The organism is Mycolicibacterium chlorophenolicum (assembly GCF_001044235.1).
GTDB classification, from domain to species: domain Bacteria; phylum Actinomycetota; class Actinomycetes; order Mycobacteriales; family Mycobacteriaceae; genus Mycobacterium; species Mycobacterium chlorophenolicum.
The window spans coordinates 94,596-116,103 of record NZ_JYNL01000030.1; the positions used below are offsets into that span (position 1 = coordinate 94,596).

Genomic DNA, 21,508 nt, shown 5'->3' on the forward strand with positions numbered 1-21,508 from the left:
CTGCCATGCCCCGTGAAATCCACGTCTTCCGCACTCCCGACCGCTTCGTGGCCGGGACGGTCGGTCAACCGGGGAATCGGACGTTCTACCTGCAGGCCGTGCACGACACCCGGGTGGTGTCGGTGGTGCTGGAAAAGCAGCAGGTGGCCGTGCTCGCCGAGCGTATCGCCGCGCTGCTGCTGGAGATCAACCGCCGCTTCGGCACACCGATCCCGCCCGACACGGGTGAGGTCGAGGATCTGAGCCCGCTGGTGACGCCCGTCGACGCGGAGTTCCGGGTCGGCACCATGGGACTGGGCTGGGACTCCGAGGCCCAGACCGTCGTGGTGGAACTGCTCGCCGTGTCCGACACCGAGTTCGACGCGTCGGTGGTGCTCGACGACGCGGAGGAGGGCCCCGACGCAGTGCGGGTGTTCCTCACCCCCGAATCGGCGCGCGAGTTCGCGACGCGCTCGAACCGGGTCATCTCGGCGGGACGCCCGCCGTGCCCCCTGTGTGACGAGCCGCTCGATCCCGAGGGCCACATCTGCGTCCGCACCAACGGTTACCGGCGCGGCGCGCTGGGCGGGTCCGACGATGTCGACGACGTCTGAGGTCCTCGACCGCGGTGACCTGACCGTCCTGGGCCGGATCCGCTCCGCGAGCAACGCGACGTTCCTGTGCGAGTCGACCCTGGACGAGCAGGTCGTGCACTGCGTCTACAAGCCCGTGCGGGGCGAGGCCCCGCTGTGGGACTTTCCCGACGGCACCTTGGCCGGACGGGAGCGGGGCTCCTATCTGGTCTCGGCCGCGCTGGGCTGGAACCTGGTGCCCTACACCATCATTCGTGACGGGCCGGCCGGGCCGGGGATGGTGCAGCGCTGGGTGGACCAACCCGCCGACGACGAGGACGACGAGACCGCCTCATCTGGGCCCGATCTGATCGACCTGCTGCCCGCCGGGGCGATCCCGCCGGGCTTTCTGCCCGTGCTGCAGGCCTACGACTACGCCGGCGACGAGGTCACCCTGGTGCACGCCGACGACGAGCGGCTGCGCCGCCTCGCCGTGTTCGACGTCCTGATCAACAACGCCGACCGCAAGGGCGGCCACGTGCTCTCCGGCGTCGACGGCCAGGTCTACGGCGTCGACCACGGGGTGACCCTGCACGTCGAGGACAAGCTGCGCACCGTGCTGTGGGGCTGGGCCGGCAAGCCTGTCGATGACGACACCCTGACCGACGTCGCGGCGCTCGGCGAGGCGCTGCGCGGCGAGCTCGGCGCCGAGCTGTGCTGCCACGTCACCCCCCGCGAGGTGGCCGCGCTTCGCGCCAGAGTCGTTGCGCTCCTGCGTAATCCGGTGATGCCCACGCCCGACCGGCGCCGCCCGATCCCGTGGCCGGCGTTCTGACGTGATCTACTGACCCGGTGACCCTCACCGATGCAGCGCTGGCCGCCACCGTGGCCGCCGAGGCCGGTGACCTGCTGCTGGCGATGCGGGAGCAGATCGGGTTCTACGACCCCTACGACCTGGGCGACGCCGGCGACATGCGGGCCAACACGCTGATCCTGGACCGCCTGCACCAGCATCGGCCGCACGACGCCATCCTGTCCGAGGAGGCCGCCGACGACGTCTCGCGCGTCCACGCCGACCGGGTCTGGATCGTCGACCCCGTCGACGGCACCTACGAGTACTCGATGCCCGGGCGCGCCGACTGGGCGGTGCACATCGCGCTGTGGCAACGCGACGGCTCGACGGAGGGAGCGATCACCGACGCCGCCGTCGCGCTGCCCGCCCGCGGCGAGGTGTACCGCACCGACACCGTGAGCGCTCCGCCGCCACGTACCGACGGGCCCATCCGGATCACCGCCAGCGCCAGCAGGCCGCCCGCGGTGCTGTGGCGGATGCGGGAGGAACTCGACATCCAGCTGGTCCGCATCGGCTCTGCCGGTGCCAAGGCGATGGCCGTGGTGCGCGGCGACGTGGACGCCTACGTGCACGCCGGCGGTCAGTGGGAATGGGATTCGGCCGCCCCGGCCGGGGTGCTGTGGGCCGCCGGCCTGCACGCCACGCGCCTGGACGGCAGCCCGCTGATCTACAACCGTCGCGACCCATATCTGCCCGACCTGCTGATGTGCCGGCCCGAGGTGGCCGACACGCTGCTCGAGGTGATCTGGTCGACATACCGGCGCTAGAGGACATGAACGGGAATGAAATGGCCCTCGGCGTTGTCGCAGAGGCTGATGTCTAAAGTCGAAGCCATGCAATCGTGGTCGGCGCCGAGCGTTCCGGTGCTCGCTGGTCGGGGTCCGCAACTGCGGCTCTACGACAGCGCCGACCGCCAGGTCCGGCCGGTGAGTGCCGGCTCCACCGCGACCATGTACGTCTGCGGGATCACCCCGTACGACGCCACCCACCTGGGTCATGCCGCGACCTACCTGACCTTCGACCTGGTGGCCCGGGTGTGGCTGGACGCCGGTCACGACGTGCATTACGTGCAGAACATCACCGACGTCGACGATCCGCTGTTCGAACGCGCCGAGCGGGACGGCATCGGGTGGCGCGAGCTCGCCGACCGGGAGACCGACCTGTTCCGCGAGGACATGGCGGCGCTGCGGGTGGTGCCGCCGCGCGATTACGTGGCGGCCACCGAGGCCATCGCCGAGGTCGTCGAGGTGGTGGAGAAGCTGCTGGCCTCCGGCGCGGCCTACGTCGTCGACGATCAGGAGTATCCCGACGTCTACTTCCGTGCCGACGCGACCCTGCAGTTCGGGTACGAGTCAGGGTACGACCGCGACACGATGCTCGCGCTGTTCGCCGAGCGCGGCGGTGATCCGGACCGGCAGGGCAAGGCCGACCCGCTCGACGCGCTGTTGTGGCGCGCCCAGCGGCCCGGCGAGCCGAGCTGGCCGTCGCCGTTCGGTCCCGGCCGGCCCGGCTGGCACGTCGAGTGTGCGGCGATCGCGTTGAGCCGCATCGGCACCGGCCTGGACATCCAGGGCGGTGGCAGCGACCTGATCTTCCCGCACCACGAGTTCTCCGCCGCCCACGCCGAATGCGTCTCGGGGGAGCGGCGTTTCGCGCGCCACTACGTGCACGCCGGCATGATCGGCTGGGACGGGCACAAGATGAGCAAGAGCCGCGGCAACCTGGTGCTGGTGTCGCAGCTGCGCCGCGACGGCGTGGATCCGGCGGCGATCCGGCTGGGGCTGTTCGCGGGTCACTACCGCGAGGACCGGTTCTGGAGCCCGGCGGTGCTCGAGGAGGCCCAGCAGCGTCTGCACCGGTGGCGCAGCGCCACCTCGCTCGACGGCGCGCCGGATCCCGGCGACGTCGTCGCCCGAGTGCGCCGATACCTCGCCGACGATCTCGACACCCCCAAAGCGCTTGCCGCCCTTGATGGTTGGGCCACCGACGCGCTGTCCTACGGTGGACACGACGGGACGGCGGGGCAGACCGTCGCCACGGCGATCGACGCGCTGCTGGGAGTTCAGCTGTAACACCCCGGCGGTGGAGTAGGTTGCCGCCATGGGATCGGTGGCCGGCAGGACAGTACTCATCACGGGCGGTGCGCGCGGCGTCGGCGCCGAGGTGGCCCGCCGCCTGCACGCCAAGGGCGCCAATCTCGCGCTGACCGACCGCGACGGGGCCGCGCTCGCCACGATGGTCGACGAGCTGGGCGCGGAGCGGGTGCACGCCGAGACGGCCGACGTGCGCAGCCTGGCCGCGATGGAGACGGCCGCCGCGAACGCGATCGAGAAGTTCGGCGGCATCGACGTCGTGATGGCCAACGCCGGCATCGCCTCCTATGGTTCGGTGCTGCAGGTCGACCCTGAGGCGTTCCAGGCCCTGATGGACGTCAACGTGATGGGGGTGTTCCACACCGTGCGGGCCACCCTGCCCTCGGTGCTGGAGCGCCGCGGCTACGTGCTGATCGTGTCGTCGCTGGCCGCCTACGCCGCCGCGCCCGGGCTGGCGCCCTACAACGCGTCCAAGGCCGCTGTCGAGCACTTCGCGAACGCGCTGCGCCTGGAGGTGTCCCACCGCGGCGTCGACGTCGGGTCGGCGCACATGTCCTGGATCGACACGCCGATGGTGCAGGACACCAAGGCCGACCTGTCGACGTTCCAGGAGATGTTGAGCAAGTTGCCGTTCCCGCTGAACAGGACGACGTCGGTGCAGGCGTGCGGACGGGCGTTCGTCGCCGGGATCGAGAACCGCAGACGTCAGATCAACTGCCCCGGCTGGGTCGGCGCCCTGCGCGTGCTCAAACCGCTGCTGTCCACACCGCTCGGCGAGCAACCGGTCCGCGCCTTCGTGCCCGACCTGCTCCCGCGCATGGACGCCGAAGTCGCGGCGCTCGGCCGTTCGATGAGTTCCCGCACCACGGATCTGGAGACCCGGTGAAAATCAGAGCACTGCTCATGACGGCCGCGATGCTCGTCGTCGCCGGCTGCAGCGGACAGGCGAGCGACCAGGCGCAGAGTTCGTCGTCGTCGCCGTCAGCGTCGACGACCCCGGCGCCCGTCACCCCCGAGGAGGCCCGGGCCATCGCCAAAGAGGCCTACATCTACGGGTTTCCGATCGTCGACAACTACCGGGTGCAGTACACCTACTTCGTCGACAAGCAGGACCCGCAGTACAAGGGCGGCTGGAACGAGGTGCACAACACGGCGCGGGTGTTCACCCCCGAGGACACCACGATCCAGACGCCCAACTCGGACACGCCGTACTCGGCGGTCGGCGCCGACCTGCGCACCGAACCGCTCGTGCTGACGGTCCCGCCGATCCAGCAGGACCGGTACTACTCGCTGCAGTTCGTCGACGGCTACACCTACAACTTCGCCTACGTCGGCAGCCGCACCACCGGCAACGGCGGCGGCAAGTACCTGCTGGCCGGCCCGGACTGGAAGGGCGAGAAGCCCGCCGGCATCGACGAGGTGATCCGCTCGGACACCGAGCTCGCGATGGTGCTGTATCGCACGCAGCTGTTCGGACCGTCAGACATCGACGAGGTCAAGAAGATCCAGGCCGGATACCAGGTGGCGCCACTGTCGGTGTTCCTCAACCAGCCCTCGCCGGCGCCGGCCCCGCCGATCGACTTCGTGCCGCCGCTGACCCCCGACCAGCAGCGCACGTCGCCGCAGTTCTTCGAGATCCTGAACTTCGCGCTGCGGTTCGCGCCGACGCTGCCCGAGGAGAAAGACCTGCGCGAACGGTTCGCGAAGATCGGTATCGGACCCGACGGCAACTTCGACGCCGAGAAGCTCACACCCGAGATGCGCACCGCGATCGAGGGCGGCATGGCCGACGCATGGGCCGAGCTCGACGCGCTGAAGAAGAACGACATCGACACCGGCAAGGTCGGATCGGCCCAGTTCTTCGGCACCCGCCAGGACCTCAAGGGCAACTACCTGTATCGGATGGCCGGAGCGGTGTTCGGCATCTACGGCAACACCGCCGCCGAAGCGCTCTACCCGAGCTTCACCAACGACTCCACCGGCGCCCCGCTGACCGGAGCCAACAACTACACGTTCCGGTTCGCCAAGGGGCAGCTGCCACCGGTCAACGCGTTCTGGTCGCTGACCGTCTACGAGCTGCCGCAGAGCATGCTGGTGGCCAACCCGATCAACCGCTACCTGATCAACTCGCCGATGCTGCCGAGCCTGGTGCCCGACTCCGACGGCGGCTACACCTTCTACGTGCAGAACAGCTCGCCCGGCCTGGACCGGGAAGCCAACTGGCTGCCCACACCGAAGGGGCCGTTCTCGCTGGTGCTGCGCCTGTACTGGCCGAAGCCCGACGCCCTGAACGGCACGTGGAAGCCGCCGCAGCCGGAAAAGGTCTAACCTGGCGCCGGTGAAGCAGGCCGACCTGGTGCTCTCCGGCGGCGGCGTCAAGGGCATCGCCCTGGTCGGCGCCGTTGCGGCGCTCGTCGACGCCGAGTACGTGCCGCAGCGCATCTCCGGCACGTCGGCCGGTGCCCTGGTCGGGGCGGTGCTCGCCGCGGCCGCGCAGCACGGCGACCTCACTTCGGGGCAGCTCGAGGACCTCGCGCTGTCCATCGACTACCGCGCCTTCCTCGACCCCGGGCCGATCGAACGGGTGCCGGTGCTCGGACCGGCGTGGGGAGTGCTCAGCGGCGGCGGCATCTACCGGGGTGAGGCGTTGCGGCGCTGGGTGGCCGACCAACTCGCCGGCTTCGGGGTGACGACGTTCGCCGACCTGGCCATCGACGATCCGCAGCTGCCGCCCGAGCAGCGCTACCGCCTGGTCGTGACCGTTGCCGACGTCACCCGCGGCGAGCTGGTCCGGCTGCCGTGGGACTACCGCCGCGTCTACGGCCTCGACCCCGACGAACAGAAGGTCGCCGACGCGGTCCGCGCGTCGACCGCGATCCCGTTCTTCTTCCATCCCGAGACGCTGACCAGCGCCGACGGCATCACCTCGACGCTGGTCGACGGCGGGCTGCTGTCCAACTTCCCGATCGACTCGCTGGACCGCACCGACGGGGGGAAGCCGCGCTGGCCGACGTTCGGCGTGACGCTGCTGCCGACCCTGCCGGCCGAGTCCGACCAGGTGATCCCGGCGCTGCGGCCGCTGCATCTGCTCGGTTCGCCGACCCTGCTCGAGAAGGTGCTGACGACGATCCTGGTGGGGCGGGACCAGGCCTACCTGAACCAGCCGTGGGTCAGCGTCCGCACGATCCGGATCGACACCCGCGAGGTCGGGGTCCTCGACTTCGACCTCACCACCGCCGAGAAACGCACCCTCTATCTGAAGGGCCTGCGGGCAGGCGAGGACTTCCTGACGACGTGGGACTGGACGGACTACGTCAACCGGTTCCGCTGAGGGCGCTACCGCCCCCGCCTGCGCAGGTAGCGCTCGAACTCCGCCGCCAGCGCGTCGCCGTCGATCTTGCCCAGCGCCTCGTTCATGTCGACCTCCGCGTCGCCGCGCTCTTCGAGCGACTGCACGTACTCGGCGATCTCGTCGTCCTCCGAGGTCATCTCGGTGACCGCCTGCTCCCACTCCTCGGCCTGGGCGGGCAGGTCGGCCAGCGGCACCTCGATGTCGAGGACGTCCTCGACGCGGCGCAGCAGCGCGACGGTGGCCTTCGGGTTCGGCGGCTGCGACACGTAGTGCGGCACCGCGGCCCAGAAGGTGACCGCGGGGATGCCCGCCTGCACGCACGCGTCCTGGAACACGCCCGCGATGCCCGTGGGCCCCTCGTAGCGGGTCTCTTCCAGGCCGAACGTCTTGGCCGAGTCGGGGGAGTAGGCCGCGCCCGACACCGGCACGGGGCGCGTGTGCGGCGTGTCGGCCAACAGCGCGCCCAGGATCACCACGGTCTGCACGTTCAACTTGTCGGCGATGGCCAGCAGTTCGGCGCAGAAGGTGCGCCACCGCATGTTGGGTTCCACGCCGTGCATCAGCACGATGTCGCGGTCGGCGCCCGGCGGGCGGCAGTGCGAGATCCGCATCGACGGCCACACCAGCTCCCGGGTCACCCCGTCCACCTGGCGGATCACCGGACGATTGACCTGGTAGTCGTAGTAGGCCTCGTCGTCGATCTCGACGATCGTCTCCGCCTCCCAGATGGCATCGAGATGCTCCAGGGCATCGCTGGCCGCGTCTCCGGCGTCGTTCCACCCCTCGAACGCGGCGACGACGATCGTGTCGCGCAGGTCAGGGAGGTCAGGTCGCTTCGGACCGCCGAAATCCGAGGGGGTCACCAATCCAGCGTAAGCCCTGCGTGGGTCAGATGACGGGCATCGACCCGCCCCCGGCGTACGGTCGGCGAAATAGCCTCCGCGGCCTTCTGGTTAACCTGGGAGACGACGACTCGACCGGCACCGTCGCGTGGCCGGCGCGCACGATGGCGTGCACGCCGAGCGGGTTGCGGGTCGATCGCAGCGACGAGGTGGGCGTCCAGACGTCGATCGGGAGACGACGTTAGACTTTTCTCCGTCGAGAGGCGTTGCAACGGGTTCCGGTGATGAGCCGGTGTCCGCCACGCTCGGCAGAGTCAAGGACGCCTTCCGCCATGGAAGGAACGCTTGTGGACACTCCGGAATCGGACGCCTTCGCGCCGAACATCCGTCCCGACTGCACCGACGCGCTGACCGCCGCGCTGCGTCAGCGGATCATGGTGATCGACGGCGCGATGGGCACCGCGATCCAGCGGGACCGGCCCGACGAGGCCGGCTACCGCGGCGAGCGCTTCAAGGACTGGCCGAGCGACCTCGTCGGCAACAACGATCTGCTCACGCTGACGCAGCCGCACATCATCGCCGACATCCACCGCGAGTATCTCGAGGCGGGCGCCGACATCCTCGAGACCAACACGTTCAACGCGAACGCGGTCTCGTTGTCCGACTACGGCATGGAGGAGTTCGCCTACGAGCTGAACTACGCCGGCGCGGCCCTGGCCCGGGCGGCCTGCGACGAGTTCAGCACCGAGGACAAGCCCCGCTACGTCGCCGGTGCGCTGGGGCCCACGACGCGCACCGCGTCGATCTCGCCGGACGTCAACGATCCCGGCGCGCGCAACGTCTCCTACGACCAGTTGGTCGCCGCCTACCTCGATGCCGCCCGCGGCCTCGTCGACGGTGGGGCGGACCTGCTGATCGTGGAGACCATCTTCGACACGCTGAACGCCAAGGCCGCGATCTTCGCGATCGAGACGCTGTTCGAGGACCGCGGACGCCGCTGGCCGGTGATCGTCTCGGGCACCATCACCGACGCGTCCGGGCGGACGCTGTCGGGGCAGGTCACCGAGGCGTTCTGGAATTCGATCCGGCACGCCAAGCCGCTGGCGGTCGGCCTCAACTGCGCCCTGGGTGCGCCGGAGATGCGGCCCTACCTGGCCGAGATGTCCCGGATCGCGGACACCTTCGTGTCCTGCTACCCGAACGCCGGCCTGCCCAACGCCTTCGGCGAGTACGACGAATCCCCGAAGCGTCAGGCCGGTTACGTCGCCGACTTCGCCGAGGCGGGCCTGGTCAACATGGTCGGGGGATGCTGCGGCACGACGCCGGCGCACATCGCCGAGATCGCCAAGGTCGTCGAGGGCAAGGCGCCGCGTGACGTGCCGGAGATCCCGCTGGCCACCCGGCTGTCGGGCCTGGAGCCGCTCAACATCACCGGTGACTCGCTGTTCGTCAACATCGGTGAGCGCACCAACATCACCGGGTCGGCCCGGTTCCGCAACCTCATCAAGGCCGAGGACTACGACACCGCGCTGTCGGTGGCGCTGCAGCAGGTCGAGGTCGGGGCGCAGGTCATCGACATCAACATGGACGAGGGGATGATCGACGGCGTCGCCGCGATGGACCGCTTCACCAAGCTGATCGCGGCCGAACCCGACATCAGCCGCGTCCCGGTGATGATCGACTCCTCCAAGTGGGAGGTCATCGAGGCCGGCCTGAAGAACGTGCAGGGCAAGCCGATCGTCAACTCGGTCTCCATGAAAGAGGGCGAGGAGAAGTTCGTCCGCGAGGCCCGGCTGTGCCGCAAGTACGGCGCCGCCGTCGTCGTGATGGCGTTCGACGAGCAGGGGCAGGCCGACAACCTGGAGCGCCGCAAGGAGATCTGCGGCCGCGCCTACCGGATCCTCACCGAGGAGGTCGGCTTCCCGGCCGAGGACATCATCTTCGACCCGAATTGCTTCGCGCTGGCGACGGGCATCGAGGAACACGCCACGTACGGCATCGACTTCATCGACGCGTGCGCGTGGATCAAGGAGAACCTGCCCGCGGTGCACATCTCGGGCGGCATCTCGAACGTGTCGTTCTCGTTCCGGGGCAACAATCCGGTCCGCGAGGCGATCCACGCCGTGTTCCTGTTCCACGCCATCAAGGCCGGCCTGGACATGGGCATCGTCAACGCCGGCGCGCTGGTGCCGTACGACTCGATCGACCCCGAGCTTCGCGAGCGCATCGAGGACGTGGTGCTGAACCGCCGCGAGGACGCCGCCGAACGCCTGCTGGAGATCGCCGAGCGGTTCAACAGCAAGGAGAAGGGCGAGGACCCCGCGGCGGCGGAGTGGCGGTCTCTGCCGGTCCGAGAGCGGATCACCCACGCTCTGGTCAAGGGCATCGACGCCCACGTCGACGACGACACCGAGGAACTGCGCGCCGAGATCGCCGCCGCCGGCGGCCGGCCGATTGAGGTGATCGAGGGACCGCTGATGGACGGGATGAACGTCGTCGGCGACCTCTTCGGATCGGGAAAGATGTTCCTGCCCCAGGTGGTGAAGTCCGCCCGCGTGATGAAGAAGGCCGTGGCGTACCTGCTGCCCTACATCGAGGCGGAGAAGGCGGAGAACGGCACCACCGCCGCGAAGGACACCAACGGCACCATCATCATGGCGACCGTCAAGGGCGACGTCCACGACATCGGCAAGAACATCGTCGGAGTCGTGTTGCAGTGCAACAACTTCGAGGTGATCGACCTCGGCGTGATGGTGCCCGCCCGCAAGATCCTGGACGCGGCCAAGGAGCACGACGCCGACATCATCGGCCTGTCCGGGCTGATCACCCCGTCGCTTGACGAGATGGTCAACTTCGCCGTCGAGATGGAACGCGAGGGGCTGGAGATCCCGCTGCTGATCGGCGGCGCGACCACGTCGCGGGCGCACACCGCCGTCAAGGTGGCGCCGCGCCGTTCGGGCCCGGTGGTGTGGGTCAAGGACGCATCGCGCTCGGTGCCCGTCGCGGCCGCGCTGCTCGACGACCGGCAGCGCCCCGCGCTGCTCGAGGCCACCGAGAAGGACTACGCGTCGCTGCGCGAACGGCACGCGCAGAAGAACGAGCGGCCGATGCTGACGCTGGAGAAGGCGCGCGCGAACCGCACGCCCATCGACTGGGACGGCTACACGCCGCCGGTGCCCGCGCAGGGTCTCGGGGTGCGCGAATTCCTCGACTACGACGTGGCCGAGCTGCGCGAGTACATCGACTGGCAGCCGTTCTTCAACGCCTGGGAGATGAAGGGCCGATTCCCCGACATCCTCAACAACCCGGCGTCGGGCGAGACCGCCCGCAAGCTGTACGACGACGCCCAGGAGATGCTCGACACCCTGATCAAGGAGAAGTGGCTGACCGCCAACGGCGTGATCGGCTTCTTCCCGGCGAACGCGGTCGGTGACGACATCGAGGTCTACACCGACGACACCCGCACCGAGGTGCTGACCAGGCTGCACAACCTGCGCCAGCAGGGCCAGCACCGCGACGGCATCCCGAACCGGAGCCTCGGCGACTTCGTCGCCCCCAAGGACACGGGTCTGGCGGATTACGTCGGCGCCTTCGCGGTCACCGCCGGCCTGGGCGGCGCGGACAAGATCACCGAGTTCAAGGCGGCCCACGACGACTACAACGCGATCCTGCTGGAGTCGCTCGCCGACCGGCTGGCCGAGGCGTTCGCCGAGCGCATGCATCAGCGGGTCCGCACGGAATTCTGGGGATATCAGCCCGACGAACACCTCGACAACGAGGCCCTCATCGGGGAGAGGTACCGCGGCATCCGTCCCGCGCCCGGTTACCCGGCCTGCCCGGAGCACACCGAGAAGGCCACGCTGTGGGAGCTGATGGACGTCAAGACCCGCACCGGCATCGAGCTGACCGAGTCGATGGCGATGTGGCCCGGCGCCGCGGTCAGCGGCTGGTACTTCTCGCATCCGCAGTCGCAGTACTTCGTGGTCGGGCGGCTGGCGCAGGACCAGGTCGCCGACTACGCGAAGCGCAAGGGCTGGACGCTGCAGGAGGCCGAGCGGTGGCTGGCCCCGAACCTCGGCTACAACCCGGAGGACTGAGCGCGAACGTCAGTCGTCGTAGACGACGACGTTGTCGGTGACCGCGTTGCGCGGGATGTCGATGAAGTTCGCCGGGAAGGTGGGGTCGGCGTAGCCGATGCAGATGCCGCACAGCACGGTCAGTTCGGCGGGGATGCCGAGCTGTTCGCGGGCCACCTCGGGATAGAGCGCGGTGGAGACCTGCATGCAGGTGTCCAGCCCGCGGTCGGTGAGCGCGAGCAGCAGTGTCTGCAGGAACATGCCGACCCCGATCGCGTCGGCGAACCCGAGGTCCTGGTGCATGCACACGATGCCGGCGACCGGTGCGTGGAAGAAGTCCCAGTTGCGCAGCTGCGCGTTCCACCGGCCCGCGGTGTCCTCGCGGGCGACGCCCATCGCGCCGTACACCAGTGCCCCCAGCTGACGGCGCAGGTGGCTGTGCGACTCCGGGATGCCCATCGCGGGCGGCGGGTCGGCGCGCACCGCGGCGGCGAGCGCGCCGGCGAGGCGTTCGCGCCGGGCGCCGGTGGCCAGGAACAGCCGCCACGGTTGCACGTTGGAGTTCGAGGGCGCCCGCATCGCCAGCGTCAACGCCTCGTCGAGCAGTTCCGGCGGTACCGGCTTGTCGGGCAGGAACATTCGCGTGGAGTGTCGCCGCCGGACGACGGTGTCGAGATCGGACACGCTGCCTCCTACCGGGCCGCGGGCACGCGGCGATCCCTGCGTGCCTCCAGTTCGGCGTCGTCGACCAGGACGAACATGTCGACGCCCGGTCGGCAGAGCATGGTGACCAGGAATCGCAGTGGTACGTCGTCGCGGTTGTTGCCGTCGGAGTAGTGAATGACGTCGCCGCCGGGCTCCCAGAACGCCTCGCCGGCGGTGATGACGCGGGGTGGCTCGCCTTCGAGTTCGAAGAGCATCTCGCCCTCGAGGACGTAGCCGAAGCACGGTCCGCCGGGGTGCCGGTGCGGGGGCGCGCCAGCGTCACCGGGACCCCACTCGATGACCGCGGTCATCGCCTCGGCGCCGGCGGGAATGTGGGGCGGCGTGACGGACTGCAGCAGGGTCATCGCCTTCATGAGTCGTTGCATCTGGTCGGACATGGCTGGCCTTCCGGTCGTCGGCGGATCTTCTCCTTCGACCCTGGCACCGCGGCGGTCCCGGGGGACCCTTGACAATCCGTAGTCCGGCCGCGGCCCCGGGGTGCGCGGTTCGCGCCGCGGGGCCGTTTCGTGACACAATCGGCGGGTGCGAGCGGTGTTGTGGGACATGGACGGCACGCTCGTCGACTCCGAAAAGCTGTGGGACATATCACTGTCCGCGCTCTACGAGTCGCTGGGCGGCTCGATGAGCCGCGAGACCAGGACGGCACTGGTCGGCGCGTCGGCCGACGAGACGATGGCCACGGTCTACACGGAGTTGGGCCTCGACCTCGACCCGCAGGCGATGGCCGAGTCGATCCGCTGGCTGCACGAGCACACGGCCGGGTTGTTCGACGGCGGACTGCCGTGGTGTGACGGAGCCCGGGAGATGCTGGAAGCTCTTGCGGCCGACGGCACCCCGATGGCGCTGGTGACCAACACCCAGCGCGCGCTCACCGAGCGGGCACTCAACAGCATTGGGCGGCACTACTTTTCGGTGACCGTGTGTGCCGACGAGGTGCCCAGCGGCAAACCCGCACCCGATCCGTATCTGCGCGCCGCCGATCTGCTCGGGCTCTCCGCGTCGGAGTGCCTGGCCGTCGAGGACTCCGTCACCGGTACCGCGGCGGCGGAGAAAGCCGGCTGCGCGGTGCTGGTGGTACCCAACGACGTGCCTGTCCCCGGGGGTATCCGGCGCCGGCACGCCGATTCGCTGGCGGGCCTGGACGCCGACGCATTGCGCCGCATCTACCGCGAGATCGATCGGGAACTGCGCAGCGCGTAAAGACGCGCACTTCTGGGAATGCTCCCGACCGCTCCATGCGAGTGATTGAATGTGATGCGTATCACGCAACGGCGCGGGAAGGGTGTGTGATGGCCGGTCAAGGTGGTCCAGCTGCAGATGGTCCGGAGATCTTCTCCGGGGACGAGAAGTTCGCGTCGGGGAAGACGGCGATCCGGATCGCGTCGGTGGCCGCGCTCGGCGGCCTGCTGTTCGGTTACGACAGCGCGGTGATCAACGGCGCGGTCGACTCCATCCAGGAGGACTTCGGCATCGGTAACGCCGAACTGGGCTTCGCGGTCGCGTCGGCGCTGCTGGGCGCCGCCGCGGGTGCGATGACCGCGGGCCGCATCGCCGACAAGATCGGTCGCATCGCGGTGATGAAGATCGCCGCGGTGCTGTTCCTCATCAGCGCCTTCGGCACCGGCTTCGCCCACGAGGTGTGGACCGTGGTGCTGTTCCGGATCGTCGGCGGCATCGGTGTCGGTGTCGCGTCGGTGATTGCGCCGGCCTACATCGCCGAGACCTCGCCGCCCGGCATCCGCGGCCGGCTCGGGTCGCTGCAGCAGCTGGCCATCGTGTCGGGCATCTTCCTGTCCTTCGCGATCAACTATCTCCTGCAGTACCTGGCCGGCGGCCCCAACGAGCCGCTGTGGTTCGGTCTGGACGCCTGGCGGTGGATGTTCCTGGCGATGGCGCTGCCCGCGGTCCTCTACGGGGCCCTGGCCTTCACGATCCCCGAATCGCCGCGCTATCTCGTTGCCAGCCACAAGATCCCGGAGGCCCGCCGCGTCCTGACGATGTTGCTGGGTCAGAAGAACCTGGAGATCACCATCACCCGCATCCAGGAGACGCTGGAACGCGAGGACAAGCCGTCCTGGCGGGACATGAAGAAGCCGACCGGCGGGCTCTACGGCATCGTGTGGGTGGGCCTGGGGCTGTCGGTCTTCCAGCAGTTCGTCGGCATCAACGTGATCTTCTACTACAGCAACGTGCTGTGGCAGGCGGTCGGCTTCAGCGCCGACGACTCCGCCATCTTCACCGTGATCACCTCGGTCATCAACGTGCTGACCACACTGATCGCGATCGCTCTCATCGACAAGATCGGACGCAAGCCGCTGCTGCTGATCGGCTCGACGGGGATGGCCATCACGCTGATCACGATGGCGGTGATCTTCGGCAACGCGACGCTCAACCCCGACGGGACACCGAGCCTGCCCGGCGCGTCCGGGACGATCGCACTGATCGCCGCGAACCTGTTCGTCGTCGCGTTCGGCATGTCCTGGGGCCCGGTGGTGTGGGTGCTGCTCGGCGAGATGTTCCCCAACCGGATCCGCGCCGCGGCGCTGGGCCTGGCCGCTGCCGGCCAGTGGGCGGCCAACTGGCTGATCACCGTCACGTTCCCCGGCCTTCGCGAGCACCTCGGCCTGGCCTACGGCTTCTACGGGCTGTGCGCGGTGCTGTCGGGACTGTTCGTCTGGCGCTGGGTGATGGAGACCAAGGGCGTGTCGCTGGAGGACATGCACGGCTCGATCATGAAGAGCGAGCCGAAACCGGTCGGCTAGGGCGCGCGGCCCGGATCGTCTCCGGGTCCGCGGCGGGCCTCGCCACCGCGACGTGACACAATCGGCCAACGTGAAGACCTTCGACGCCCTGTTCGCCGAGTTGAGTGAACGGGCCCGCACCCGGCCCGCTGGCAGCGGCACCGTCGCGGCGCTGGACGCGGGCGTGCACGGCATCGGCAAGAAGATCCTCGAGGAGGCCGGCGAGGTGTGGCTGGCCGCCGAGCACGAGAGCGACGAGGCGCTGGCCGAAGAGGTCAGCCAGCTGCTCTACTGGACCCAGGTGCTGCTGCTCGCACGCGGCCTCACCCTCGACGACGTGTATCGGACGTTGTGACGTGTCCCAGAACCTGCGTGTCGCCGTCCCCAACAAGGGCACCCTCAGCGAACCGGCCGCCGCGATCCTGTCGGAGGCCGGCTACCGGCGCCGCACCGACGCCAAGGACCTGACGGTCGTCGACCCGGTCAACCAGGTCGAGTTCTTCTTCCTGCGGCCCAAGGACATTGCGATCTACGTGGGGTCGGGCCAGCTCGACCTGGGCATCACCGGCCGTGATCTGGCACTGGAGTCCGACGCGCCGGTGCGGGAGCGCCTCGCGCTGGGCTTCGGATCATCGACGTTCCGCTACGCCGCCCCGGCCGGGCGGTCCTGGCAGGTGGAAGACCTCGCCGGCAGGCGCATCGCCACCTCGTTCCCGAACCTGGTGCGAAAAGACCTGGCGGCCCGGAACATCGAGGCCACGGTGATCCGCCTCGACGGTGCGGTGGAGATCTCGGTGCAACTCGGCGTTGCCGACGCGATCGCCGATGTGGTCGGCTCGGGGCGCACGCTGGGCCTGCACGACCTCACCGCGTTCGGCGACTCGCTGTGCGACTCCGAGGCGGTGCTCATCGAGCGCGCCGACGACAGTGGCGACGCCGAGAAGGACGCCGCACGCGATCAGCTGGTGGCCCGGGTCCAGGGCGTGGTCTTCGGCCAGCAGTACCTGATGCTCGATTACGACTGCCCCCGTTCGGTTCTCGAGCGCGCCACCGAGGTGACGCCCGGCCTCGAGTCACCGACGATCGCGCCGCTGGCCGATCCCGACTGGGTCGCCGTGCGCGCGCTGGTGCCGCGCCGCGACGTCAACGCGATCATGGACGAACTCGCCGCGATCGGGGCCAAGGCGATCCTGGCCTCGGACATCAGGTTCTGCCGCTTCTAGGAACTTCGACACCGCTCACGCGCGGGATGGCCGTGTTAGCGTCGCCGTGTCCAACCACGGGGAGGTCCGATGACGCAGGTCCTTGTTCTTGTGTTCGCACTCCTGATCGGGGTGATCGCCGGCCTGCGCGCCATGACCGCCCCGGCCGCCGTGGCGTGGGGCGCGTTCCTCGGCTGGATCGACGTCGACGGCAAGTGGTCGGAGTGGGTGGCGCACCCCATCACGGTGACGGTGCTGACCATCCTTCTCGTCGGTGAGCTGGTCACCGATCAACTGCCCAAGACCCCGAGCCGCAAGGTGCCGCCGCAGTTCCTCGCCCGGCTCGTCACGGGTGGTTTCGCGGGCGCAGTGATCGGCAGCGCCTCCTTCCACACCTTCATCGGGACCGGTGCAGGCATGATCGGCGCCGTGCTCGGCACTCTGGCCGGCGCCGAACTGCGCACCAGGATCGCCGCGGCCCGGGGCGGCAACGACCGTCCGGGAGCGTTCATCGAGGACGCGCTCGCGGTCGTCGGCGGCTTCCTGGTCGCCTTCCTCGTCAGCGTGGTGTAGCCGATGGCTCAGCGATTCGACGCGATCATCGTCGGCGCCGGGCAGGCCGGCCCGCCGCTGGCCGGCCGGCTCACCGAGGCGGGCCAGACCGTGGCGGTGATCGAACGCAAACTCGTCGGCGGCACGTGCGTCAACTCCGGCTGCATCCCCACCAAGACGCTCGTCGCCAGCGCGCATGCCGCGCACATCGCGCGCCGGGGCGCCGATTTCGGGATCGGCACCGGGACCGTGACCGTCGACATGGCCGCCGTCAAAGCCCGCAAGGACCGCATCAGCACCGGCGACCGCGAAGGCGTCGAGTCCTGGGTCGAGGGCATGCCCGGCTGCACGCTGATCCGCGGCCACGCCCGATTCGAGGGGCCGCACACCCTGCGGGTCGACGACCAGGTCCTCGAGGCCGACCGCATCTTCCTCAACGTCGGCGGCCGCGCGGTGGCGCCCGATCTGCCCGGGCTGGCCGACATCGACTACCTGACCAACGTGGGCATCCTCGACCTCGACGTGGTGCCCGAGCACCTGGTGATCATCGGCGGCAGCTACATCGCACTCGAGTTCGCCCAGATGTACCGCCGGTTCGGGGCCGAGGTCACGGTCATCGAGAAGGGCCCGCGGCTGACCTCCCGCGAGGACGAGGACGTCTCGGCGGCGATCAAGGAGATCCTCGAAGCCGAGGGCATCCACGTCGTCGTCGGCGCCGACGCGATGTCGTTCGCCAAGCAGGACAACGGATTCACCGTCACACCGCGCGACGGGGCCGAGCCGATCAGCGGCTCGCACCTGCTCGTCGCGGTGGGCCGGCAGCCCAACACCGACGATCTCGGACTCGAGGCCGCAGGGGTGGAGACCGACAAGCGCGGCTACATCGTCGTCGACGACCAGCTGCGCACCAATGTCGGGCACATCTGGGCGATGGGGGACTGCAACGGCCGCGGCGCCTTCACCCACACGTCCTACAACGACTTCGAGATCGTGGCGGCCAACCTGCTCGACGACGATCCCCGCCGGGTCAGCGACCGGGTCACCACCTACGCGCTCTACATCGACCCGCCGCTGGGTCGCGCCGGCATGAGTGTCGACGAGGTGCGCCGGTCCGGGCGAAAAGCGTTGGTGGGCAAGCGTCCGATGACCCGGGTGGGACGCGCGGTGGAGAAGGGGGAGACCCAGGGCTTCATGAAGGTCGTCGTCGACGCCGAGAACGAGCAGATCCTCGGCGCGGCGATCCTCGGCGTGGGCGGCGACGAGGTGATCCAGGACATCCTCGACGTGATGACCGCCAAGCTGCCCTACACAGCGATCTCGCGGACCATGCACATCCACCCCACGGTCAGCGAGTTGGTGCCCACGATGCTGCAGGAGCTCGAACCGCTGGACTGATCGGCGCCCCTTGACTGTGGCATGAGTCACAGTAATATGACCACTGGTCATATCAAGCCTGGGAGGCGCGATGCCCACGGTCACCTGGTCCCGTCTCGGCGGTGAACGCCGGGCCGCCGTGGTGGCCGCCGCAGAGGCGGAGTTCGCCGAACACGGCTTCTCGCGCGGCAGCTTGAACGTGATCGCGCGGCGCGCGGGCGTGGCCAAGGGCAGCCTGTTCCAGTACTTCGCCGACAAGCGCGACCTCTATGCCCACATCACCGACGTCGGCAGCCAGCGGGTGCGGTCCCACATGGAGGCCCAGATCCGCGTGCTCGATCCGAGCCGGCCCTTCTTCGAGTTCCTCACCGACCTGCTCGACGTGTGGGTCGCGTACTTCGCCGAGCATCCCCGGGAGCGGGCGCTGCACGCCGCGTCGAGCTTCGAGGTCGACACCGACGCACGGGTCAGTGTGCGGGCCGTGGTGCACCGGCACTATCTCGAGGTTCTTCGGCCGTTGGTCCACGACGCGCGGGCGCGGGGCGACCTGCGCGCCGATGCCGACGTCGACGCGCTGCTGTCCCTGCTGTTGATGCTGCTGCCGCACCTGGCGCTGGCCCCGTACGTGCGCGGCATGGACCCGGTGCTCGGTCTCGACGAGATGTCGGCCGAACAGCCCGCGCTGGTCGTGCGGCGCTACGTCGCTGTGCTGGCCGCCGCGTTCGGTACCGGTGCTCCCCAGACCCTGTCAACCGTCCACTTCAGAGGAGAACACGTAGATGACTAGGACACGTTCGGATTCGCTGGCCGCAGGCGGTCTCAACTGGGACAGCCTGCCGCTCAAGCTCTTTGCCGGCGGCAATGCGAAATTCTGGAATCCCGCCGACATCGACTTCTCCCGAGACCGCGCCGACTGGGAGGCGCTGACGGACCTCGAACGCGAATGGGCCACCCGGCTGTGCGCCCAGTTCATCGCCGGGGAGGAAGCGGTCACCCAGGACATCCAGCCGTTCATGGCGGCGATGCGGGCCGAGGGCCGCCTCGGCGACGAGATGTATCTGACCCAGTTCGCCTTCGAGGAGGCGAAGCACACCCAGGTGTTCCGGCTGTGGCTGGACGCGGTCGGGGTCACCGATGACCTGCAGGTCTTCCTCGACGACCTCCCGACGTACCGGACGATCTTCTACGAGGAGCTGCCGGCATCCCTGGACGCGCTGGCCTCCGATCCGTCGCCGGCGGCGCAGGTGCGGGCGTCGGCGACCTACAACCACGTCATCGAAGGCATGATGGCGTTGACGGGATACTATGCGTGGCACCGGATCTGCGTGGACAACAACATCCTGCCCGGTATGCAGGAACTGGTGCGCCGGATCGGTGACGACGAACGGCGGCACATGGCGTGGGGCACGTTCACGTGCCGGCGGCACGTCGCGGCCGACGACGGCAACTGGGCGGTGTTCGAGAACCGGATGAACGAGCTCATCCCGCTGGCGCTGCAGAACACCGACGACGCCTACGACCTCTACGACGAGGTGCCGTTCGGCCTGCAGAAGGACGAGTTCCAGCAGTACGCCGCGGACAAGGGGATGCGCCGGTTCGGCACGATCAGCAGTGCCCGCGGTCGTCCGCTGGCCGAGATCGACATCGATTACACGCCACTGCAACTCGAGGACACCTTCGCCGACGAGGACCGCAAGGCGCTGGCCGCCTCCGCGTGAGGTTCACGCCGCTGTCGTGACCGCCCGGCCGGCGATGAGCTGGGCGGTCACCTCGGCGACCCGCGCGCCGAGGTGACGACACGTCGCCACGTCGGCGGGATGGACGGCCCCGGCGTCGGCGTCGACGTCGGTGGCCGCACCCGCACCCAGCCAGAAGCCCAGCCGGTTCGCATCGTGCTCGCTGCCCGCCGAACTGTTCCAGCCCGGGCCGAGACCCAGGTTCACCCAGTGCATGTGGTGCTGTGCGGCGAAGACGGCCAGCGAGATCAGGGTGTGCATCTTGTCGCCGCTCTTGGCGCCGGAGTTGGTGAATCCCGCCCCGACCTTGTCGCGCCACGCCCCGGTGATGCATCGCCTGCCGGTCTTCTCGGCGAAGGCCTGGAAGCCCGACGACACGTTGCCCATGTAGGTGGCGCTGCCGAAGACGATCGCATCGGCGGTGTCGAGCGTGTGCCAGTCGGCGTCGGTCATGTCGGTCACCACGACCGGGGTCACGGTGGCGCCGGCCGAAACAGCGCCTGCGACAACGGAATCGGCCAGTGTCGCGGTGTGTCCGAAGCCGGACTGGTAGGCGACGGCGACGAGCGGAGCCCGCATCATGGTCTCCCTTCGGAGTTCAGCACCTCGAGGCGGCGGGCCGTCCAGTCGGGCAGTGCCTCGCCGGCGAGGTGAGCTTCGAGACGATCGAGGAAGGCGTGGGTGCCCCCGCGGAAGCCGCCGGCGTTGCGCACGCCCAGACCTCGATGGCTGAACCGCAGCAGCGTCGCCTGTCCGTCCGGCCCGTCGGGGACGAGTTCGTAACGGACGGTGCCGTCTTCGACGATCGGCTGCTTCCATTCGTGCTCGAACACGTGCGGCGGATCCCACACCAGGATGCGGCCGGTCATCCGCTTGCGTTCCGGCGGTAGCGGCGGCCCGTCGGCGACCATGTCGATCAGTCCGCCCTCGGCGGGCTCGATCGTGGTGTGCCCGAACCATTCCCGTCGCTGCGCGGGATCGGTGATGGCCGCCCAGACGACGTCGACGGGGTAGGGGAGCCGCCGTTCGAACCGCAGGACCGCGCGGTCACCGTCGACGGTGACGCGGCCTTCCCGCTCACTCATCGGGGGTCCCGTGGGTGCGGTGCAGATGACGTTCCAACGCGTCGAGGTGGCCGGTCCAGTAGTGCCGGTACTGCTCGATCCATGCGTCGATGGCCACCAGGCCGTCGGGGCGCAGCGCATAGATCCGTCGCTGCGCGTCGGGCCGGACCTCGACCAGTCCGACCTCACGCAGCACGCGCAGATGGCGCGAGACGGTGGGCTGCGTCAGGCCGGGGAGTGCTGCCACGAGCTCGCCCGCCGTGCGTTCACCGTCGGCCAGGGAATCCAGCAGTATCCGCCGACTCGGCTCGGCGACCGCTTCGAACACGTCCATGCCGCCAGTATT

Annotated in this window: 22 protein-coding genes; 16 read left to right on the top strand and 6 right to left on the bottom strand. The window is 69.2% G+C overall.

The features are described from left to right. The first annotated feature begins 5 nt into the window (after positions 1-5). The 7 genes from MCHLDSM_RS15220 (at position 6) to MCHLDSM_RS15250 (ending at position 6,828) form a co-directional block, all read left to right on the top strand. The gene (locus tag MCHLDSM_RS15220) at positions 6-593 is read left to right on the top strand and encodes an Rv2134c family protein (protein ID WP_048417687.1); all 588 of its coding nucleotides are present in this window, start codon (positions 6-8) and stop codon (positions 591-593) included. Then, positions 577-1,386: an Rv2133c family protein gene (locus tag MCHLDSM_RS15225; protein ID WP_048470850.1), complete on the top strand. Its 810-nt coding sequence runs from the start codon at positions 577-579 to the stop codon at positions 1,384-1,386. The genes MCHLDSM_RS15220 and MCHLDSM_RS15225 overlap by 17 nt, the downstream gene beginning before the upstream one ends. A 17-nt stretch (positions 1,387-1,403) precedes the next feature. Beyond that, positions 1,404-2,171, top strand: a complete 768-nt coding sequence (locus tag MCHLDSM_RS15230; protein ID WP_048470851.1) for a 3'(2'),5'-bisphosphate nucleotidase CysQ — start codon at positions 1,404-1,406, stop codon at positions 2,169-2,171. Between the two features lie 66 nt (positions 2,172-2,237). Next, positions 2,238-3,476 (top strand): cysteine--1-D-myo-inosityl 2-amino-2-deoxy-alpha-D-glucopyranoside ligase, encoded by a 1,239-nt coding sequence (gene mshC, locus MCHLDSM_RS15235; protein ID WP_048470852.1) that lies wholly within the window; start codon positions 2,238-2,240, stop codon positions 3,474-3,476. Between the two features lie 28 nt (positions 3,477-3,504). After that, the gene (locus MCHLDSM_RS15240) at positions 3,505-4,383 is read left to right on the top strand and encodes an SDR family oxidoreductase (protein WP_048470853.1); all 879 of its coding nucleotides are present in this window, start codon (positions 3,505-3,507) and stop codon (positions 4,381-4,383) included. A gap of 17 nt (positions 4,384-4,400) precedes the next feature. Further along, the gene (locus MCHLDSM_RS15245; RefSeq protein ID WP_048471130.1) at positions 4,401-5,825 is read left to right on the top strand and encodes a DUF1254 domain-containing protein; all 1,425 of its coding nucleotides are present in this window, start codon (positions 4,401-4,403) and stop codon (positions 5,823-5,825) included. Between the two features lie 10 nt (positions 5,826-5,835). Further along, complete coding sequence (locus MCHLDSM_RS15250; protein ID WP_082168901.1) at positions 5,836-6,828, top strand: patatin-like phospholipase family protein; 993 nt, start codon at positions 5,836-5,838, stop codon at positions 6,826-6,828. A 5-nt stretch (positions 6,829-6,833) separates the two neighbouring features. Here the strand turns inward: MCHLDSM_RS15250 and MCHLDSM_RS15255 are convergent, their stop codons facing one another. Then, entirely contained in the window at positions 6,834-7,712 is an 879-nt protein-coding gene (locus tag MCHLDSM_RS15255) for a PAC2 family protein (protein WP_048417698.1), read from the bottom strand. Positions 7,713-8,023: 311 nt separating this feature from the next. Here MCHLDSM_RS15255 and metH point away from each other — a divergent pair, with 311 nt between their 5' ends. Continuing rightward, entirely contained in the window at positions 8,024-11,788 is a 3,765-nt protein-coding gene (gene metH / locus MCHLDSM_RS15260; RefSeq protein WP_109788840.1) for a methionine synthase, read from the top strand. Between the two features lie 9 nt (positions 11,789-11,797). Here metH and MCHLDSM_RS15265 read toward each other — a convergent pair whose 3' ends face one another. Beyond that, positions 11,798-12,451, bottom strand: a complete 654-nt coding sequence (locus tag MCHLDSM_RS15265) for a nitroreductase (protein ID WP_082168902.1) — start codon at positions 12,449-12,451, stop codon at positions 11,798-11,800. 8 nt (positions 12,452-12,459) lie between these two features. Then, positions 12,460-12,870, bottom strand: a complete 411-nt coding sequence (locus MCHLDSM_RS15270; RefSeq protein WP_048470857.1) for a cupin domain-containing protein — start codon at positions 12,868-12,870, stop codon at positions 12,460-12,462. Between the two features lie 145 nt (positions 12,871-13,015). Between MCHLDSM_RS15270 and MCHLDSM_RS15275 the strand changes: the two genes are divergently transcribed. From MCHLDSM_RS15275 to MCHLDSM_RS15310, 8 genes are all read left to right on the top strand, one after another. Continuing rightward, entirely contained in the window at positions 13,016-13,693 is a 678-nt protein-coding gene (locus MCHLDSM_RS15275; RefSeq protein ID WP_048470858.1) for an HAD family hydrolase, read from the top strand. An 89-nt stretch (positions 13,694-13,782) separates the two neighbouring features. Further along, complete coding sequence (locus tag MCHLDSM_RS15280; protein WP_048470859.1) at positions 13,783-15,255, top strand: sugar porter family MFS transporter; 1,473 nt, start codon at positions 13,783-13,785, stop codon at positions 15,253-15,255. 52 nt (positions 15,256-15,307) lie between these two features. Further along, on the top strand, positions 15,308-15,589 hold the full coding sequence (locus tag MCHLDSM_RS15285) for a phosphoribosyl-ATP diphosphatase (protein WP_043410021.1): 282 nt from the start codon (positions 15,308-15,310) through the stop codon (positions 15,587-15,589). A 13-nt stretch (positions 15,590-15,602) separates the two neighbouring features. After that, positions 15,603-16,457, top strand: coding sequence for an ATP phosphoribosyltransferase (gene hisG, locus MCHLDSM_RS15290; protein WP_048471131.1), 855 nt, complete (start codon positions 15,603-15,605; stop codon positions 16,455-16,457). A 69-nt stretch (positions 16,458-16,526) separates the two neighbouring features. Beyond that, positions 16,527-17,009, top strand: a complete 483-nt coding sequence (locus MCHLDSM_RS15295) for a DUF4126 family protein (RefSeq protein ID WP_048470860.1) — start codon at positions 16,527-16,529, stop codon at positions 17,007-17,009. Positions 17,010-17,012: 3 nt separating this feature from the next. Beyond that, positions 17,013-18,383, top strand: a complete 1,371-nt coding sequence (locus MCHLDSM_RS15300) for an FAD-containing oxidoreductase (RefSeq protein WP_048470861.1) — start codon at positions 17,013-17,015, stop codon at positions 18,381-18,383. A 70-nt stretch (positions 18,384-18,453) separates the two neighbouring features. After that, the gene (locus MCHLDSM_RS15305) at positions 18,454-19,149 is read left to right on the top strand and encodes a TetR/AcrR family transcriptional regulator (RefSeq protein WP_048470862.1); all 696 of its coding nucleotides are present in this window, start codon (positions 18,454-18,456) and stop codon (positions 19,147-19,149) included. Then, entirely contained in the window at positions 19,142-20,080 is a 939-nt protein-coding gene (locus MCHLDSM_RS15310) for a R2-like ligand-binding oxidase (RefSeq protein ID WP_048470863.1), read from the top strand. The genes MCHLDSM_RS15305 and MCHLDSM_RS15310 overlap by 8 nt, the downstream gene beginning before the upstream one ends. A gap of 3 nt (positions 20,081-20,083) precedes the next feature. Here MCHLDSM_RS15310 and MCHLDSM_RS15315 read toward each other — a convergent pair whose 3' ends face one another. Genes MCHLDSM_RS15315 through MCHLDSM_RS15325 form a run of 3 tightly spaced genes read right to left on the bottom strand, consistent with a single transcriptional unit; the run spans position 20,084 to position 21,496 of the window. Then, complete coding sequence (locus tag MCHLDSM_RS15315; RefSeq protein WP_231508328.1) at positions 20,084-20,677, bottom strand: flavodoxin family protein; 594 nt, start codon at positions 20,675-20,677, stop codon at positions 20,084-20,086. After that, complete coding sequence (locus MCHLDSM_RS15320) at positions 20,677-21,183, bottom strand: SRPBCC family protein (protein WP_048470865.1); 507 nt, start codon at positions 21,181-21,183, stop codon at positions 20,677-20,679. The genes MCHLDSM_RS15315 and MCHLDSM_RS15320 overlap by 1 nt, the downstream gene beginning before the upstream one ends. Next, on the bottom strand, positions 21,176-21,496 hold the full coding sequence (locus tag MCHLDSM_RS15325) for an ArsR/SmtB family transcription factor (protein ID WP_048470866.1): 321 nt from the start codon (positions 21,494-21,496) through the stop codon (positions 21,176-21,178). The genes MCHLDSM_RS15320 and MCHLDSM_RS15325 overlap by 8 nt, the downstream gene beginning before the upstream one ends. Positions 21,497-21,508 lie beyond the last annotated feature (12 nt).